Origin of the sequence: Ezakiella coagulans (assembly GCF_003096635.1) — a bacterium.
Classification (GTDB): domain Bacteria; phylum Bacillota; class Clostridia; order Tissierellales; family Peptoniphilaceae; genus Ezakiella; species Ezakiella coagulans.
This window is the reverse complement of sequence record NZ_QEKV01000005.1, coordinates 21611-40515: the sequence shown is the minus strand read 5'-3', so window position 1 is coordinate 40515 and position 18905 is coordinate 21611. Positions and strand designations below refer to the sequence as shown.

13 protein-coding genes and 2 tRNA genes are annotated in these 18905 nt (G+C 37.5%); all 15 read left to right on the top strand.

Annotation, left to right across the window (positions count from 1 at the left end; all coding sequences use genetic code 11):
* Nucleotides 1–30: 30 nt before the first annotated feature.
* The 15 genes from C7381_RS04950 (at nt 31) to C7381_RS04880 (ending at nt 18905) form a co-directional block, all read left to right on the top strand.
* Entirely contained in the window at nt 31–615 is a 585-nt protein-coding gene (locus C7381_RS04950; protein WP_116480116.1) for a hypothetical protein, read from the top strand.
* Nucleotides 616–879: 264 nt separating this feature from the next.
* Nucleotides 880–1737, top strand: coding sequence for a carboxymuconolactone decarboxylase family protein (locus C7381_RS04945; protein WP_165803601.1), 858 nt, complete (start codon nt 880–882; stop codon nt 1735–1737).
* A 1003-nt stretch (nt 1738–2740) separates the two neighbouring features.
* Entirely contained in the window at nt 2741–3250 is a 510-nt protein-coding gene (gene tpx / locus C7381_RS04940; protein ID WP_116480114.1) for a thiol peroxidase, read from the top strand.
* A gap of 70 nt (nt 3251–3320) precedes the next feature.
* A complete protein-coding gene (locus C7381_RS04935; RefSeq protein WP_116480113.1) occupies nt 3321–4472 on the top strand; it encodes an iron-containing alcohol dehydrogenase in 1152 nt (383 codons plus the stop codon).
* 9 nt (nt 4473–4481) lie between these two features.
* Nucleotides 4482–5372 (top strand): glycosylasparaginase, encoded by an 891-nt coding sequence (locus C7381_RS04930; protein ID WP_116480112.1) that lies wholly within the window; start codon nt 4482–4484, stop codon nt 5370–5372.
* A gap of 425 nt (nt 5373–5797) precedes the next feature.
* Nucleotides 5798–12229, top strand: a complete 6432-nt coding sequence (locus tag C7381_RS04925) for a S8 family serine peptidase (RefSeq protein ID WP_245893760.1) — start codon at nt 5798–5800, stop codon at nt 12227–12229.
* Nucleotides 12230–12333: 104 nt separating this feature from the next.
* On the top strand, nt 12334–12954 hold the full coding sequence (locus C7381_RS04920; protein WP_116480111.1) for a transporter associated domain-containing protein: 621 nt from the start codon (nt 12334–12336) through the stop codon (nt 12952–12954).
* Nucleotides 12955–12971: 17 nt separating this feature from the next.
* Nucleotides 12972–13048, top strand: a tRNA-Arg gene (locus C7381_RS04915).
* Nucleotides 13049–13086: 38 nt separating this feature from the next.
* Nucleotides 13087–13162: transfer RNA gene (locus C7381_RS04910), tRNA-Arg, on the top strand.
* A 91-nt stretch (nt 13163–13253) separates the two neighbouring features.
* Complete coding sequence (locus tag C7381_RS04905; RefSeq protein WP_116480110.1) at nt 13254–13934, top strand: response regulator; 681 nt, start codon at nt 13254–13256, stop codon at nt 13932–13934.
* A 2-nt stretch (nt 13935–13936) separates the two neighbouring features.
* Nucleotides 13937–15736 carry a HAMP domain-containing sensor histidine kinase gene (locus tag C7381_RS04900; RefSeq protein WP_116480109.1) on the top strand — a complete coding sequence of 600 codons (1800 nt, stop codon included), beginning with the start codon at nt 13937–13939 and terminating at the stop codon, nt 15734–15736.
* Complete coding sequence (locus C7381_RS04895; RefSeq protein ID WP_116480108.1) at nt 15723–16850, top strand: hypothetical protein; 1128 nt, start codon at nt 15723–15725, stop codon at nt 16848–16850. The genes C7381_RS04900 and C7381_RS04895 overlap by 14 nt, the downstream gene beginning before the upstream one ends.
* Nucleotides 16851–16854: 4 nt before the next feature.
* Nucleotides 16855–17673: a two-component system regulatory protein YycI gene (locus C7381_RS04890; protein ID WP_116480107.1), complete on the top strand. Its 819-nt coding sequence runs from the start codon at nt 16855–16857 to the stop codon at nt 17671–17673.
* Nucleotides 17674–17682: 9 nt separating this feature from the next.
* Complete coding sequence (locus tag C7381_RS04885; RefSeq protein ID WP_165803600.1) at nt 17683–18453, top strand: MBL fold metallo-hydrolase; 771 nt, start codon at nt 17683–17685, stop codon at nt 18451–18453.
* Nucleotides 18450–18905: a 23S rRNA (pseudouridine(1915)-N(3))-methyltransferase RlmH gene (locus C7381_RS04880; RefSeq protein WP_034547481.1), complete on the top strand. Its 456-nt coding sequence runs from the start codon at nt 18450–18452 to the stop codon at nt 18903–18905. The genes C7381_RS04885 and C7381_RS04880 overlap by 4 nt, the downstream gene beginning before the upstream one ends.

Genomic DNA, 18905 nt, shown 5'->3' with positions numbered 1-18905 from the left:
TGAAATAGAAAGAATAAGAGGTATTGATTTATGGAAAAAATTGATGAATTAAAAAACTCTCTCATGGAGCTGAACTCAAAATTTGACGGACTTCGCGATGAACTGTTCAATATAATAATGGACGACCTTGAAAGAATTATGGAAAAAGATGCACCCGTTGAATTTAAAAGAGGAGTCGATGAGGGAATAAATCTTATTGAATATATTTATAAAACTGACGAGGATGGGCAAGGTATTTTGAGTTTTATAAAAGAAATGCCGGGAGAAAAAATTGTCGTTACTAATGAAGAAAATCTTATTGAAACAATCCTTAAAGAAATAGTCGCTCCGATAATAGGTATGAGCGGTAACGCAGAAATAAAAGAAGATATTGAAGAACTTAATCGTAAAGAGGAAAAAAACACCGCTGACTTTTTGAAACGTGTAAATATTAACACGATTTTCGAATCAATTGACAGACTTCTTGACTATATTTACGAAAAGTCGACCGAATTACAAGAGATGCCGGAAAACGCAAATGACGAATTTCACCTAGGCATAAACTATGTTTACGAATACGTCTATGCAGTCTATAAAGAACTCGAAGCTATAAGGGATAAATATGTTTTAAACTAAGCTCTAAATGAGCTTTTTTTATTACACACTTTAAATAAAATAAAACAAAATACTTTTCAAAACATAAATCATTGTTAAATAAGTATAGAAAAAACAAATACAACTTGTGACTGCTATTGATTAAATTTATAGTAATGAAATAATGGCTAAAAATGCACATTTAAAAGTTTAGAAGAATAAAAAATGGCGAATTTAAGCCCTTGACACAAAAAAACGGGAACGTTATCATATATTATGAAATTAAAAAATATCAAGGAGGTCATTATGACTAAAAGAATTTTATCATTAGCATTGGCAGTAGTTATGGCTGCTACAACTTTCTCATTCAGTGCTTTCGCTGCTGACAAGAAAGAAGAAAAGAAAGCGGAAAAGCAAGAAATCAGTTTGTTTGAAAAATACAACAAAAATGTTTATGACGCTTTCAAAAATGCTGCAAAAGCAAACAAAGGCGACTCAGCTTTAACACAAAAACAAAAAGAATTCATCAGCCTTTCAATCGGAATCGCTGTAAAATGTGAAGCTTGCACAAAGACACACTCAAAACTTGCTGTTCAAGCAGGAGCTACAATGGAAGAACTTGCTGAAATGGTTGGCGTTTGTGTTATGATGGGCGGCGGACCTTCAACTGCTTTTGGAAGACTTGCTCTTGAAACTGCAAAAGAAGCTGGAGCAAAAGAAGCTGAAAAGAAAATCGAATTAAAACCGATTACAGAATTTAAAGGCGAACTTGACAAAAACGATATCGTAAATGTTAACAAACCTGAATTTGCTAAAAAATATTCATTAATCGGCAAAAACGCAATGCAAAAAGGATATTTAACAGTTAAAGAAAAGGAACTTATTTCTTTAGCAATTGCTATCTCTGTAAGATGTGACGGATGCATGAAATACCACGGAGCACAATGTGCAAGAGTCGGTGTTACAGAAGCTGAACTCGCTGACCTCGTAGCATGCTGCAAAATCATGGGTGGCGGACCTGCATCACCTGCATCAAGAACAGCTATAAAAGTTTACCAAGAAGAAAAAGCTGTAATGGAAAAAGAAGCTAAAGAAGCAAAAGAAGCTAAAGAAGCTAAAACAGAAAAGAAAGCTGAAACAAAAACAGAAAAGAAAACAAAATAAGAATTTGTTTTGAAAGGTGCCTGGAGAGAGGCGCCTTTTTTATTTCATTTGCTGTATAGTATTTGAAAAAGTATGATTTTATGTACGCAGAACGTAGCGGCGACCAGTTTTTTTATCCATCGAGCAGAAATTTTAATTTCGTCGCGAGATGAGATAAAAAGGTGTATCGCCGCCAAAAAGGAGAATTTGTCGAGGGATTTCGGGAAGGTTGTTTTGCGAATATAGTTGTGGCAATTGTATTGGGGTTTTTGGTTCGAAATTTTATTGGCATAGCGTTGTTGGTGGGGTTGTAAATTGCACGAACGTGATATATGGCGTGAGGATTCACAGAACCGTCACGCTACGGCTGTGTTTGCGAATGCATGCAATTGGAAAACATTTCGGCGTGGGAAATATTTGCCGGTGATATTTTTGGTTCGATATTTTATTGACGCAGCGTTGTTGGTAATAATACATATTCAAAAAACACAAAAAAGGGCGTCGGGATATAACCCGCCGTTACGTTCTGTGGAACTCACAATGATGTGTAGAATCATATGTCGTAAAAGTTATACACGAAGAGAAAATTTTAAGGTTAGAATAAATTACTGTAAATGAATTATTGTTGTATGTGATTACGTTGTTTGTAGCGTCGCATTACATTGCGACGCACGAGGTATGGATAAACACACGTGTATAAGCAATATCGGAATACAAATTTTGCAAGTCGTCCGTAGCGGCTACCAGTTTTTTTATCCATCGAGCAGAAATTTTAATTTCGTCGCGAGATGAGATAAAAAGGTGTATCGCCGCTAAGAAGGAGAATTTGTGGGATTTTAAATGAATACAATTAAATCATTATATTTCTTTTCATTCATTCTTCAAAATATTTTCCCAAATTTTTTATTTTCAAATTATATCATTCGTTATTTTCGTTGTTTGTTGGGTAATAATATTTGTGAAGGGTTAAAAATGATGTGTGCACAATTTGCACAGTTTTTAATTTATTTAAGGAGGTATTAATATGGAAGAAAGAAAAGGTGCTATTACTTTTATGAAGAATCCGATGACTTTAATCGGACCGGAAGTAAAGGTTGGCGATAAAGCTAAAGATTTTGAAGCTACAAAGAAGGATTTAAGTGATTTTTGTCTTTGTGAATTAAAGGGTAAGACTGTTGTTATCAGTGTTGTTCCTTCAATCGACACTCCGGTTTGCGAAGAACAAACCAAGATTTTCAACAAAGAAGCTTCTGAATTTAAGGATGTTGTTATTCTTACAATCAGTTGCGATTTGCCGTTTGCACAAGCAAATTTCTGCGCTGCAAAGGGAATCGACAATTTAATTATGTTATCTGACTACAAGGCACACGACTTCGGAACGAAGTACGGCTTTTTGATCAAGGAACTAATGCTTCTTGCAAGAGGTGTCGTTATTATCGACAAAGAAGGCGTTGTGAAGTATGTAGAATATGTTCCTGAAGCAACAAATTTGCCTGATTTTGACAAGGCTCTCGAAGCTTTGAAGAGTTTATAGAATTATCTTTAGATAATTAAATAACCCGCCGTTTTTACGTGCGGGTTTTTCTGTACTTAAGGAGGTTTTTATGGACGGTTTTATTTTTAGAAATCCGGTCAAGATTATTTTTAAGGAAGGTGCAGTCGAACATTTGAAGGAAGAGATTAAACCATACAATCGAATTCTTCTCGTTTACGGCGGTGGCAGTATTAAAAAGACCGGAATTTATGACAAGGTTATGAAAGGACTCGAAGGAAAGTCGGTCACAGAACTTTCGGGCATTATTCCAAATCCTGAAACCACAAAGGTGTACGAGGGGATTGAGCTGTGCCGTAAAAATGACATAGATTTTATTTTGGCGGTCGGCGGCGGTTCGGTCATAGACTCCGCGAAAGCAATTGCCGCAGGGGCAAAGCTTGACGGAGATTTTTGGGATGAACTTTTTATGAAGAAGAATGACATAACCGATGCGATTCCGCTCGGCTCTGTGCTCACAATGGTCGGCACCGGCTCCGAAATGAATTCGGGCGGCGTTATTACAAATCCGGATGTAAAGATTAAATGCTCATACGGAAATCCACTTCTCTATCCGGTGTTCTCACTTCTCGACCCGACTTTCACATACACTGTTCCGAAAATTCAAATGGTTTCGGGAATTGTGGATATGTTCAGTCATATTATGGAAGTTTATTTCAGTTTGCCGGACGACGACAACATATCTGACAATTTGAGTGAAAGTTTAATGGCAGCTGTTATAAGAAATGCACGCATTGCTATAAAAAATCAGGAAGACTATGGAGCAAGAAGCAATTTAATGTGGATTGCAAGCCTTGCGATAAACGGTCTTTTGGCACTCGGCAAGGGCGAAGATTGGCAAAGCCACACGCTTGAACACACATTAAGTGCATATTATCACATTCCGCATGGGCTGGGTCTTGCAATCGTTCATCCGCATTATTTGAAATATGTTTACAAGGGTCACGGCGACAAGTTCAAGAGATTTTTAAAGAGAGTTTTTGATGTCGACCCAAGTGAGATGAATGAAGATGAAGCTGCGGAACTTGCGATTTCAAAGATTCAAGATTTATTCAAAGAACTCGGAGCTCCGACAAAACTTCACGAAATGGACATCGACGAGTCGAGACTCGAAGAGATGGCAATGAATACGGACGAGTTCAAAGTCGACTATTCGGATTTGAAGCACGAAGATATTTTAAAGATTTATAAATCTGCTCTTTAGAGGTGAGTTATGACAATTATATCAACTTGGGAGATAAGTTTTCAGGGCGTGAAGATTGCACGCGATCTTTTGAAAGAAGGAAAGAGTCTAGAGGATGCGATTTGCGGGCTCATAAACGACATTGAGCTCAATCCGGATTTTCACAATGTGGGATATTCGGGATGGCCGAACGAAGAGGGCGATGTTGAGCTTGACGCCGCAATCATGGACGGCGATACTTTGAGTTTCGGAGCTGTTGCATCTATGAGAAATATAAAGACGCCGGTTTCCGTTGCGAGACTCCTTGTCGGTAGACCGTATGACAATTTCATTGTGGGCGACGGGGCACTCCAATTTGCACTTGAAAACGGTTTTAAGAGCGAAGAACTTTTGACTGAGCCTGCGAAAGCAAGATGGCTCCAAAAGATTCACGACATGACTGACCTCGACAAGGGACACGACACAGTCGGTTCAGTTATTGCAAGCGGCGGCAGAGTTGTCGCTGCAACTTCGACGTCGGGACTTTTCATGAAGCGAAAGGGCAGAGTCGGTGACTCACCGCTTGTTGGTCCGGGGCTTTATGCTGACAGCGAAATCGGTGGAGCAACCGCAACAGGAGTCGGTGAAGATATTATGAAGGGAACACTCTCTTTTCAAATTGTAAACCTTATGAAGTCTGGAATGAGTCCGAGCGAAGCTGCGGGCAAGGCAGTTAAAGATTTACACGAAAATCTCATAAGAAAAAATCAAAAGCCGAGGGATTTTTCGGTTGTTTGCGTGAATAAAGACGGAGAATGGGGTGCCGCTTCAAATCGAGATGAATTTCCGTTTGTGGTTTGCACGGGTGACGAAGTCGAATTTTATGTTTCGAAAGATTTCGGGAAAGTATATGAAAAGAGAAAGAATCAATATGACGTTTAAAAAGTGAGGGAACTCACTTTTTTTATTTTTTTTAAAAAAATTTTTTAAAAAAAATGGACGTTATAATTTGCGTACATATTCTTGAAAAAAATCGCCCTGACTTATTTCATTTCTTAAATTATGAAAAAACGCTTTGACAAAATTATTTGTAGAAAAAATTGAAATTAAGTTTTGTATCAATTAATTTTATTTGACTTTATAAGAAGTTACATATTTATTTTCAGAGTTTTAAAAAGATTGAGAAATATTTGCGTAACACTTGTTTATTTACAGCAACAATAAATTATTCAATATTTTACACAGTTTACACAATTGAGAAAATGTATATTGAATATTATCAAATCAAGTTTGACAAAGAAAACCGTATATTGTATAATGATTGGCGGTAATGAAAACCATTATCAAATTCTAAAAAGGAGAAAACTATGAGACAAAGAATGTTGAGTTTGTTCACTGCGGGAGCAATGATTTTCAGTTCAATGGTCGGACTGACAACAAATGTTCGTGCAAGTGAAAACGTGGAAACGGTCAACCTCTTAGAGAGCAAGACCGATGTTGAGACACATGGAAACGGTCTAATGATGATAGACAATGTGTCAGAAAATGGGAGCAGAAATTTTGCTGAAGGTGTTCAGCCGGTTAGCTATGCTTTAACCGAAAAAGATTTTGGCGAGAAAACAGTTTATATTGTGGAGCTCAGCTCTGAAGAGATGAGAAGTGCGGTTAAGGAAGCACTTTTAAAGCTACCGCAAACGGAAATTAAGTACGAGTATAATATTTTATTTAATGGTCTTGCTGTTGAGACCGGAGATGGATTTTTGGACTATATTCTTCACATTGATGGAGTAAAAAGTGTTGAAAGAGCCGAAAAAGTTATTCCACTCATGGAAAATGCAAGAGAACTTACTCATGTAAATGAAGCAAGTGACTATTTAAAAGAAATCGGTGCAGATGAAAATTCAATCGGAAGAGCATTCGACGGAAGAGGAATGCTCATTGCAAATATCGACAGCGGAATGGATGCAAGACACAAGGATATGCGTCTTGATCCGGAAGCTGAAAAAGTTGCAAAGATAAAAAAACCGACGGAGTTCGGTATGTCGATGAAGATTCCGCACGGATTCAACTATATGGACGGCGGCAAGGATACTGTCGACAATTATCCTGACGGAAGTTTTTATCACGATCCGCACGGAATGCACATCGGCGGGATTTTGGCTGCAAATGCTACAGATGAAGATTTGAAAAATCACAGAGGTATCAGAGGCATTGCACCTAATGCACAAGTGTTGTCCTACAAGATTTACACATATACAAGCGACGCTTTTGCAGGAGATGAAACGATGTTCCATGCATTTGAGGACTGCATCAAGCATGATGTCGATGTTATTTCTATCAGCTCAGGTTTCCATGGAACCGGTTTAAAGGGCGAGAAGTATTGGGGGGCAATCAGAAAACTTCGTGAAAAGGGAATTCCGGTTTGCGTTGCAACAGGTAACTATGCGACTGCTTCGTCGGACTCTTCATGGGACAGATATGCTAACAACGCACTTAACATGACCGATACAGGTAACGTTACAAGAACTGCAGCACATGAAGACGCAATTGCGGTAGGTTCTGCAAGAAATACAAAAATCAGATTTAATGCTGTTAAGATTGGCGACAAAGAATTTAAATATTCACAAATAGGAGCATTCTTTGATAAGAATAAGTTTAAAGCCGGTGATTACAGCTTTGTATATCTAGGAAAGTGTCAAGATGAAGATATACTTGGTAAAGACTTAGAGGGCAAAATTGTAGTTATGGATAGAATCTTCTCTACAGACATGAAGTATGCATTTAAGAAGGTTCGCGACAAAGGTGCTGTCGGTGTAATTGTTGTAAACACAGTTTCATACTACAATAGAGATGACTGGGAAGCAATTCCGGCTATGGGATATGAAGAAGATGAAAAGACTAAAGTACAAGTATTTTCAATTTCAGGAGAAGATGGAGTTAAGCTTTGGTCGATGATCAAAGAGTACAATGGAGACACAGATTATAAATCCAATGGTAAGTATCGTGTTGACATGAAAAAGTACGATGAATTAAAGCCGGCTGTAGGACAAGAACACAAGCTTATGCTTGACTTCAATGTAGACGATATAGTTCTTGATGAACAACGAAGCGTTCCGGCCGGTTCAACAAGCTGGGGACCAAGAAACGACCTTCTATTGAAACCTGACGTTTCAGCTCCGGGAAAGAATATTTATTCAACGTTGAATGTCGTAGGGAATGATCCGATGAAGGATTCAAGATACGGATATATGAGCGGAACATCGATGGCAACACCGGTTGTTTCAGCTTCGACAGTTCTTATCAGACCGAGACTTAAAGAGCTTGTTAATGCTCAAGCTTTGAAAGAAATGGGCATCGATTTGGTATCGCTTACAAAAATTATGCTACAAAATACAGCATCTCCAATGCTTGATGAAACGACAGAAAACGATGGAAAATATTTATTTGCCTCACCGAGACAACAAGGTGCAGGACTTATAAACGTTTTAAAAGCAACAAAGAACAATGTTATCGTTTCATCAAAAGCTTTGGGAAGCGATGGACAAACGAACAGCTACGGTTCTGTAAGCTTGAGAGAAATTAAAACTGGAGAAAAGACATTTACTATTACATTGTCAAACACATCTGACAAAGATATTAAATTTACTGTAAGTGCGTCACCTGTTACAACAGATGGATATATTTCTAAGCTTAAACTTGATGAATTGGGTAGCACTGAGGATAAGGGTAAGACAGTTGCAGAAATTCACCCGGAAATTGTTAACGGAGCAGAGATAAAGTTTGATACTGAAGAAATTACAGTTCCTGCAAACTCAAACTTCAATTTGTCCGCAACAATGAAGACAGGGGATGCACACAATAAATTCGTCGAAAGCTTTATTAAATTTGAATCAAAAGATGAAGAAGCAAATCCTAGCCTAAGCATGCCGGTTATGGGCTTTGCAGGCGATTGGAACAACGAGCCGATTATAGATAAATGGGCATGGGAAGAAGGCTCGAAGTCTGCTGAAGTTGTCGGATATGATGAGAATGGAAAACCGAAAAGACCGGGAACATTGAACTCAGGTGTAGGTGGAGATCACGATATAGATGACTTCCATCCGGCTGGCATTATACAAAACACAAGAGATGGCAATCCGAAGCTAAAACAAGATCCAGAACTATTTAGCTTAAACAACATTGTGTTTGAAAACTATTATAGAAGTACAATTTTAAAAAAGTTTGAGAAGAATCCGAACGTTACACCATCACCGCTAATCTTAAGATCAGCAAGTAATGCAAAGATTTCTATAGTGGATGAGTCAAAAAATAGAACACTTAAGGTTATGAATGTTTCTCAATTTGTTCGTGGTATACTAAATTCTAAAAGAAATACAGCATCCGGACTTAAACCAAGTAGACTAAAGATATTAGGTGATCTTAAGTGGGACGGAAGGATATATAATCCTCACCATGTAGAAAAGAAAGAATTTGGCGGAAAAGAATATGAAGAGATTATTGGTGGAGAATATCCGGTTGCTGAAGGACAATACTACTACGAGTTTATGTATAGACTAACGCCTGATTATCCATGGCAAAAGTCATATATACCAGTTAAGGTTGACAATACAAGACCAACTATTGAATCCATAGATGTGAGCGAGCCGAATAAGATTAAAATAATTGCTAAAGATAAGTATCACAAACAAAAGGAGGATTTTGCTGGACAAACTCTTTACCATCAAGATCAAATCAATAACCCTGAGAAATTTGATGAAATAGAAGGCAAAGTGTGGTATTTAGGAGCTAAAGTAGGTGGCAAAGACCTTACAGCTTATAAAGATGGAGATGCCTCATATGTAATTGAGAATATGAGTAAAGAACTCTTAGGAAATACACTTCTTATAGCAGCAGTAGATGGTGCTGGAAATGCTAGTAAGGAGTATAAACTTGTATTTAATGAAGCTGTAGAAGGAAAGACTAAAGTCGATCTTTACGAAGATAATACTCTAATTAAAACTGTTGAATTAGATGCTGAAAAATTTGGTAAAAGGGAAAACAATGGCGAAGCAAATGATAAAGAAGAGACAGCTTCAGAATACAATTTCGCAGAAAAACCTAAGTTTGAGCTATATCAAAATGCATCATATAGAGATTTAAAGGAAGCTGATCTTAAAAAGAAGATAATAGAACCTATAAAAGCTAAGAGATATGACTTTGTTACTGGGGAAGAAGTTGAGGACGACGTATATGCAGACTGGAACGATCTTGATGATGAAGGATTCCCAAAAAAATATGAAAATGGAGATCCTATAAAATTTGAGAAAGAAAGTCTTTCTGATTTAAAGAAAGCTGGCCTTATTGGTGCTATTACTCCAAATGTAGATGGCGGCTTTAACATTAGAGGTAAAGTTACAAATGTAACTAAGTCTACTAATGTATACTTCCAATCTAAAGCTATGGCGTATCTAAAAAAGAAAGGAAAAGTAAGTGTACTAAACTATGATGATAGTGAAAAGACACTTGAGTTCGACTTGTATGCAAATAAAGATGATGTAGATAACGAAAATGGTATCGATTATAGAGAAGAGATTGCACTAATAGTTAAGAATTCAGCTGGTGAGAGCAAGATAAAGTTTAGAATGCCAAAGCAAGAAGTTAAGAAAAAAGAAGGCACAGCTCCAATCATACCTGAATTACGTTCTATTGAAGACTCGGCAACAGGTGATTTCAACAACAAAGTTAGAATTGAGGATAATAACGGTAAAAAGAGATATTTTGTAAGAACATCCTTTAAAATTGCGGATGGTTACACTATAAAACTTGTATGCTACAACCCTGGAAAGAAAGGCCTCGAAGCTATTGAAGACGCAAAATATTATTCAAGCGATAAGTCTGAAGAATATGTCGATATAGAAATTCTGCCAGGATTCAATATGCTTAGAATGGAAGTATTTAAGGCTGAGACAAAAGACAAAGTCAATGAAGCTGATGTTTATGAATCAAAAGGTTTCTGTTTATATTATGACGAAGACGGTCCTGAGCTCGATATGAAAACTTCAACATTTAACCCTGATAAAGATGGAACTTTATATATAAAGAAGAGCCCACTTGTTGTTGAAGGCGTTGTAGGCGACAAGGGCGGCTTTAACTGGCACATGAGAATAAACGAAAGCATGGTTGACGAGTACCTTATCTATGGGGACTTAACAAGCGATAACCACAGACCGTTCAGAGTTGAAATCCCATGCAAGGACAAAGATGTTATGGACTGGAATGTAAAGGACTATGCGGGCAATTCACCGGATAATTTCAAGGCACAACATATAATCAGAATTGACAACACAAAGCCTGAAATTACAATTGAGCCTGAAGTTCAAGGCGATGACTATAATATCAGTGGAGAAAATTCAAGATTAGGCATAACGATAACGGACAAAGTTGACAACGGTGACAAAGGAAGCATAATGCTTAAAGAAGTTTTTGTAAACGGAAAACCGTTCGAAGCAAACAAAATGCTTGAAGAATACACTTCAAACGACGGCAAGTACACGATCTTTGTTCGTGCTGTCGACTATGCGTATAATGCGAGCGTAAAGACTTATATTTATGATCCGAAGGCAACTGAAAATAAGATTGAAGAAGTAGCAAATGAAGAAGTTACGGTTAAAGTTGACAAAGGTAACGGCGAAACAGTGCAAGAATTTAAGGCTAAAAAAGGTGAAGACTTCACTTTGCCTGAAGTCAACTTTGAAATTCCTGAAGGAAAAGTTTTTGCAGGATGGGATGTAGAAGGTAAGACTATGAATCCATTCGAAACTATATATGTTGACAAAAATACAACTGTTCGTGCAATCTACAAAAATAAAGAAGAAAAGGTTTATGTAAATATTCACTTTGAAAGAAACGGCGGACGTGACAATATGGAAGACATTAAAGCTGAAGTCGGAGCTACGATAAAACTTCCGCTAAACGGCTTTGATGCACCAAGTGGCAAATCTTTTGAATGTTGGATGGTCAAGGGAGAAAAGAAAAATCCGGGAGATACAATTGTAGTTGATGGAGATTTGACGGTTACAGCAATTTGGAAAGCTGAAATGAGAAAACCGGATAAAAAACCGGATGTTCCGTTCGTTCCATACACTCCGGAAGAAGGACATGATTATTTCAAACCGCACAGAAGAATAAATAACAAAAAAGATGCAACTAAGGAAAAGAAAAACAAAACTGTTATAGTTAAAGACGAAGGCAAAAAGACAACCGCAGATGTGAACACAGACTACAATTCGCATTGGGCAAAAAATGCAATCGTCGAATGTTTCGACAAGGGAATCTTTAACGACTTTGCAAATAAGACAGTGTTTATGCCGGAAAAACCGACAACAAGAGCCGAATTTGTGACTGCACTTGGAAGGCTTATGAATATAAATCCTGCGGAGTTTAACAAAAACATCTTTGAAGATGTCGACAGTAATGAATTCTATGCAGCATTTATTAATTGGGCAGCATCAAAGAAGATTGTTTTGGGTGTTGATGAAAAGCATTTTGAGCCGAACAAGACTCTTACACGTGAACAAATGGCTACGATTATCATAAGAATTTTGAAAGCTTACGGCTATAATTTCAACACAAATCTTATGAAGCCTATTTATAAAGACGACAAAGAAATTTCGGATTGGGCAAAAGAAGCGGTTTATGCACTCACAAATCTTGGAGTTGTTCAAGGTAATGGAGACGAAACTTTTAATCCTAAGGGATTATTAAAACGAGGAGAACTTTCAGAACTCGTTTTAAAACTTACAAAAAAACTTGAGAAATAGTTTTTCCCCCTTTCGGGGGTACATAAATTGGGTGTCTTTGTGATTGACACCAAGTGTGCCATGTGATATAATTATTATAATCTTTTGAAAGGAATGCGAATATTATGAAGTGCACGCCAAATGAAATTATGAAAAAAATGCTCCATGTGCTTGAATATGCGATTTGCGTGATCATTTTGATTGCGGTTATCGCAGGGCTTCCTGATTTATTCAGATATATTTGGGAATTTGCAAAAAATCCATCTTCAATCATAAGCTATAAAGCTTTTTCGGATTTTTTGAAGCATGCATTGATGTTGGTCGTCGGGATTGAGCTTATTTATATGATTATAAGCCATCAAAACGAAAACATTTTGACGCTTGTTTTGTTTGTTATAGCGAGAAAGATGCTTGTGTTCGCAGACGGCATGGTTGATATTGTGCTTGGAACTGTAAGTATCGTGTTGATTTTCATTACGCTTAAGTTCATTGTTATCAGAGAGTATAACATAAAGAAGCTTGACGGAACTTTTTCAGCAAGCATTTTCTTGAAGGATTTGAAAAATAATCACAATATGAATATTGATTCTTCGGAAAACACACTTGGTGGTCTTGTTGCAAGACTTGCAGGTGAGGCGGGAAATAAGCCGAACGAAGGTGACGTTTATTCGTATGAAGGTTATGATTTTTCAATTAAAAAGATGACCGACGGTGTTATTGATCGTATTTTAATTACAAAGAAATAGCTTCGGCATTTCAATTTGCACTTGTAGCTCAGTTGGATAGAGCAACGCCCTCCTAAGGCGGAGGCCGGAGGTTCGACTCCTCTCAGGTGCGCCAAAATTCGGGAAGGGGTAAAACCTTTCCTTATTTTATTTGTATGTGTAGCTCAATGGATAGAGCGTTCCCCTCCGGAGGGAAAGGCTGGGGGTTCGATTCCTCTCACATACGCCATTTGCATATTTATAGATTTTAATATATAATTATAGTAGAACAGGTGATGCCTGAGACTTGATTAAAAGTGTTTTAAAAAGGGAGGATACCTTTGAACGATTTAGTTTATGTAGTTGACGATGAAAAAACGATTACGGATATAGTAAAATTTAATCTCGTGCAGGAAGGCTTTGAAGTAAAGACTTTTCCGGACGGCAAGGAAGCACTTGAAGCGGTTTATGATAAGCCGTGTGACCTTATGCTTCTTGACGTTATGATGCCGGGCATAGGCGGTTTTGAGGTGCTTAAAACTTTGAGAAAGACTTACACTTTCCCGATTCTTATGCTGACAGCAAAGGAAGAAGAAGTGGACAAGGTTTTGGGTCTTGAACTCGGTGCCGACGATTATATAGTTAAGCCTTATTCAATGAGAGAACTTATTGCACGTGTCAAGGCAAATCTTAGACGTGTGCAAACGCCGAACACTGCAGGAGATCTCACAAAATATGGGGACCTTGTAATTGATTCAGGAAAATATGAGGCACAGATTGACGGAGCAAGTGTGAACTTGACAACAAGAGAGTTCGAGCTTTTGAAGTTTTTGTCGGACAGCCAAGGCCAAGTTTTTACTCGTGAGCAACTTCTTCAAGAAGTTTGGGGTTATGAGTATTTCGGCGACATCAGAACTGTCGACGTTACGATTAGACGTTTGCGTGAAAAGATTGAAAAACCGGGCGAAGATCCGAGATATATTATTACCAAGAGGGGTATTGGTTATTACTTTGGAGGATAGAGATGCGTTCAATTAAGTGGAGATTTGTTTTAATTTATTTTCTACTTGTGCTTGCAGTGCTCCTCATTGTTTCGACGTCCATTATAGGAAGGCTCGATTCAACGCTCACAAACGATAGAATTATGAGCGTAAAAAATCAAATAAATTCGCTCCTATCAAGCTCGAGTTATTTCTCGGGTGAGCTTTTAGATGAAAATATCAGAGGTATAAAGGCGTCTTTGAATGAAAGACGTTTTTCGGATACCGATGATATTTTTGTGCTTTCAAGCGAAGATTTTGAAACTATTATTGCTTCAAAAACCGATGATTTATCGACTTATGATGGGCAATACGCTTATAATATTGAGGAGTTAAATGTAGCACTCATAAAAGAAGGATATGCAGGAATTGAGAAGAGAATTATTTTGGAGAATTATGAAACGGGAATTCGTTCTGCACATTTGGTTGTGCCGATAACGGGTGTCGACAATAAAGTTAAGGGGCTTTGTTATGCTATTATAAATCTGGATGTCATCACAAAAACTCTTCAAAGTGCAAAGAGAATCATTTTTGACTCGGGACTTATTGCACTTTTAATAACAATTATTCTAAGCTATTTTATTGCGTCGGGAATTACCGGACCGATAAGACAGGTAACAGATGTTTCAAAGAAGATGAGTGAAGGTGACTTCAATCAACGAGTCGAGGTTAAGAGTAATGACGAAATCGGACAACTTTCCAGTATGTTTAACCAAATGGCTGTCGAGTTAAAAAATAATATTCAAAGAACTGAACTTGAACGTGCAAAACTGAACACTATTTTCAACCAAATGATCGAAGGTGTTGTTGCGGTTGACAAGTTTGGAAAAATCATTCACATAAATGAAAAGGGAAGAAATCTTTTCGGGGTGAAAGAAGATATGCCGCTTTCGGACATCGAATTAAACCTAAAGACGCTCGGATTAAGTTCGGTCAATTTCCAAAATCCGTTTACACTTGCAGGAGAAGCAGACTTTGTTTTAAATGACAAAAACTACAGAATTCTTTATGCACCGTTTGAGGACAAAGACTTGAACGTTGGGGGAGTTATTGCGGTTTATCAGGACATGACAAAGGAAAGAAAGCTCGAGGATATGAGACGTGAATTTGTAGCAAACGTAAGCCACGAACTAAAAACTCCGATCACATCTATAAAGAGTTATGCGGAAACGCTTATGAAATATCCAGTCGATGACGAGACTGCAAAGAGCTTTTTGACTGTAATCGACAACGAATCGGACAGAATGGCACACATAGTGCGTGATCTTTTGATTCTTACAACGCTTGACTACAAGACCGAAGAGAAAAAGCTTTCGCCGGTTTCAATTAATGAACTTTCGCACTCGGCGGTTGAAAGAATGAAACTGATGGCGAAGGAAAAGAATATGTCGATTTATGAGCATTACGAGGATTCGCTCTCCGTGCTTGCGGATGAGGAAGACTTGCTTCAAGTTATCATAAATCTTATTTCAAATGCCGTAAAATACACTCCTGACGGTGGAGTGATAAATGTTTCAACATCGACAGATGGCATAAATAATTATGTTAGTGTTTCTGACAATGGTGTCGGTATAAAACCTGAAGATCAAAAGAGAATTTTTGACAGGTTCTATCGTGTTGAAAAGAGTCGTTCAAGGGCTCTTGGCGGCACAGGTCTCGGGCTAGCTATTGCAAAGGAAATGGTAAACAGCATGAACGGCGACATCAGAGTTGAAAGTGACGGTAGAAACGGTTCTACGTTTACACTAAAATTCAAGGCGGTGAAAGATAATGGAGAGGCTTAAAAGCATTGTACTCAGCGTGCTTGTTTTGCTGTCAATATTTCTTTCGTACGAGCTTCTTTTTAAAGACAATGTGAGAGAAAACGAGGCCATCAAGGTTGACGATAAAAATGTAATAAGCTATAAAAGGCTTTACAGCACAAATCCGAACAAAGAGCTTTTGGATGCGATTCCGTCAGACGATTTGTCAGATTTTGTTGCGAAAGTTATTTCTAATTCAAAGAGCTTTCGTGACGAAGACGAAGATATTTTGGATTTTAAAAAGCTTAGCGAGTCGAGAGATAAATCTCCACTTATGCATCGCGGCTATCTTGCAATTTCAGGATTTGAAATACCGGTAAAACTTTTAAATCTTTCGGTGGATTCAAGAATCGGGGATGTGCCTTTTGAATCATTTAATAAATTTTTTATAGACAATCAGGAAAAAAGACTTTATATAAAAACTGATGTCGGAATGAAGTCGGCGGAATTTGACGTCGAATTTCATACGAAAGAGTTTAAAAATTCAATACTTTTTGATAAATTCTTTGTTCCTGAATCCACAAAAGGCGTGAACGCTTTTTCGGTTGTGCAAAATCCAATTTCGTCTTTCAGCAAAAAAGATAGACAGAATTTTGCGGAAAAGTTTTTGGGAACAAAAAATATTTACGAAATAAATGAAAGATACTCATATATATATTCGAGTGAAACGGCAAGTATCGAAATTAAGAAAAACGGCGATATAGTTTATCTTAGAAGTCCGGGGCCGGGGAAGATGAATTCAAATCTTTTCGATTCACTCGTTGCATTTAAGAATTTTATAAAGACTTCGCTTCTTTCATTTTCGGATTATCGAATTCTTTCTATCGAAAATATCCAAAATAACGGATTTAAAATTGTCTTTTGCCAAGGAAAATTGCCACACTATTTAAAGGACGGCGAATTTTATGAGGCGGAAATAAAGAATAATCGTATAACTTATTTTAAATATAATTCCGTTACGGTGAAGGCGTATATGGAAGTTTCGAGAAAGCCGGAAATCGGTGCATATAAAGCTGCATTTTTAAAAGGCGATGATGCATTTTTCATGTACAACGGACAAAACACCGGAAATATAAATGTTGTGGAGTTGAGGTGATTTTATGGACTGGAAAAAAGCGAAAACTCTTATGATTTATGTTTTTATATTTATCGATTTGTTTTTGTTGTCATTCATTTATATTCGAAACAAGGACAGAGTCGATAATTTTGACATTGAGCCTATTTTGGAAAACCATGATATCAAGATTGATGCGGAGATTCCAAAAAGCATCACGACGGACATTTTGGAGCTCAATTATAAAGTGTTTACGGATGACGAGATTATGTATAAATTTTTCGACAGTCCACTTGTGAAATCGACACCGGAATCTTCGACATTTAAGGAAGGTGACAAGTCACTAATTCTTTTAAATAACAAGCAAATTATTTATGTTGACAAGCCGGAAAAGACGGATACAAAAATCGAAACACAGGAAGATGCAGTGAATTTTGCACTTGAATTCTTAAAGGAACGCGGACTTGATTTCAATCTTAAAGTGCAAAGAATTTCAGAAGCTGATGGAAAGCTTTATACAGTTGAATTTGAAGAAGTTGAGCCGGAGAGTGGCCTATTTCTCGAAGACGCATTTGCAATTGTATATTTAAATGAAAACGGTATTACGGGATTAAAATATCAGGCGTTTTCCGGAATAAATAAACTTGACGGCAAGATTTCTATAAGAGATCCGAAGCGTAAACTTTTAAAAATTATCAGAGATCCACTTGCAAAGGGACGTACAATTGTTGATGTTTCGGTCAACTATTATTTTAATCCGTCTAATCTTCCGAGTGTTGAAAATATAGACAAAATTACAAGCGGCCTTGCAAATCTTGCTCTTCGAGTGACTCTTGACAACGGCGCGATAATACAGATAGACTAGGTGATTAATTTGAAGTTTTTTTCACTTCAAAGCGGTTCAAACGGAAATTCGCATTTGATACAATCAAATAATACGAGCATTCTTATCGATTCGGGGCTCTCCGGAGTGAGAACGAAAAACATTCTCGCCGAGGCGGGCTTTTCGATTGAGGATGTGTCGGGTGTTCTTATAACTCATGAGCATGACGACCATGTGAGCGGTGCGGGTGTTCTTTCGAGAAAATTCAAAACGCCCGTATATATAAATCGAGCAACTTTTAAAATGGCTACTATGAAGATGAAGCAAATAGATGAATCGCTTCTCCACTTTATAGATGGCCCTTTTTGCATTGGAGATATTGTTGTGACACCCTTTAAAATTTGCCACGATGCGGCAGATCCGTTGGGATATGTTTTAGAGTCCGATGGGAAAAAGATTTCAGTAATAACGGATACGGGCGTTATAACCGATGAAGTTATGGCCCTTACAAAAAATTCGGACTTTTTTTATGTGGAGGCAAATTTTGACCCGATTATGCTTAAGCATGGACCGTATACACCGGCACTTCAGGAAAGAGTGCGAGGTGATTTTGGACATCTCTCGAATTTTGAATGTGCGGAGTATCTTATAAATGCAATCGGAGACAGGACAAAAGCTGTTATGATTGGGCACATTTCGCTTTTTAACAATGACGAAACGCTCGCGAAACTCACAGTTGAAAATGCAATTGCGGAAGCGGGACTCGATGTGCCGGTTTTTGTTTCGTCGAGATTTAGACCGAGTGTGGTGATTGAAATATGATAAAAATTATTGAAACCGGAAAAATTCCAAAGGAATATCAAGTTATAATTGATGACTTTATAAAGAAAACAAGTCCTTATGAGAAAGTTCAAATCGTGAGTTTAAAAGAGATTAAGCTTAAAAAAGATGAGTCTAACTTGAATGAGAAGCTTCGAGATGAAACACAAAAGGCGATTGAATCAGCGAGCGGAAGGATTATTTTTTTGGATGCGAACGGAAAGAATCCGGATTCCGAAGAATTTAAGAATGAAATTATAAAATCGAAAAATATAGGTGAAACCATATCTTTTGTGATTGGCGGCAGCTATGGTTTTGACCACAATATGATAAAATCATATGAAAAGATAAGTTTTGGAAGGATGACACTCCTTCATCACATGACGACACTAATTTTAACTGAGGCGATTTATCGCTCGTTTAAAATGACACAAAACAGTAATTATAATAAATAA

Bases quoted from the DNA above. Each gene is read 5' to 3' on its own strand.
- C7381_RS04950 (WP_116480116.1), top strand. From the start codon at position 31: ATGGAAAAAATTGATGAATTAAAAAACTCTCTCATGGAGCTGAACTCA.
- C7381_RS04945 (WP_165803601.1), top strand. From the start codon at position 880: ATGACTAAAAGAATTTTATCATTAGCATTGGCAGTAGTTATGGCTGCT.
- tpx (WP_116480114.1), top strand. From the start codon at position 2,741: ATGGAAGAAAGAAAAGGTGCTATTACTTTTATGAAGAATCCGATGACT.
- C7381_RS04935 (WP_116480113.1), top strand. From the start codon at position 3,321: ATGGACGGTTTTATTTTTAGAAATCCGGTCAAGATTATTTTTAAGGAA.
- C7381_RS04930 (WP_116480112.1), top strand. From the start codon at position 4,482: ATGACAATTATATCAACTTGGGAGATAAGTTTTCAGGGCGTGAAGATT.
- C7381_RS04925 (WP_245893760.1), top strand. From the start codon at position 5,798: ATGAGACAAAGAATGTTGAGTTTGTTCACTGCGGGAGCAATGATTTTC.
- C7381_RS04920 (WP_116480111.1), top strand. From the start codon at position 12,334: ATGAAGTGCACGCCAAATGAAATTATGAAAAAAATGCTCCATGTGCTT.
- C7381_RS04900 (WP_116480109.1), top strand. From the start codon at position 13,937: ATGCGTTCAATTAAGTGGAGATTTGTTTTAATTTATTTTCTACTTGTG.
- C7381_RS04895 (WP_116480108.1), top strand. From the start codon at position 15,723: ATGGAGAGGCTTAAAAGCATTGTACTCAGCGTGCTTGTTTTGCTGTCA.
- C7381_RS04890 (WP_116480107.1), top strand. From the start codon at position 16,855: ATGGACTGGAAAAAAGCGAAAACTCTTATGATTTATGTTTTTATATTT.
- C7381_RS04880 (WP_034547481.1), top strand. From the start codon at position 18,450: ATGATAAAAATTATTGAAACCGGAAAAATTCCAAAGGAATATCAAGTT.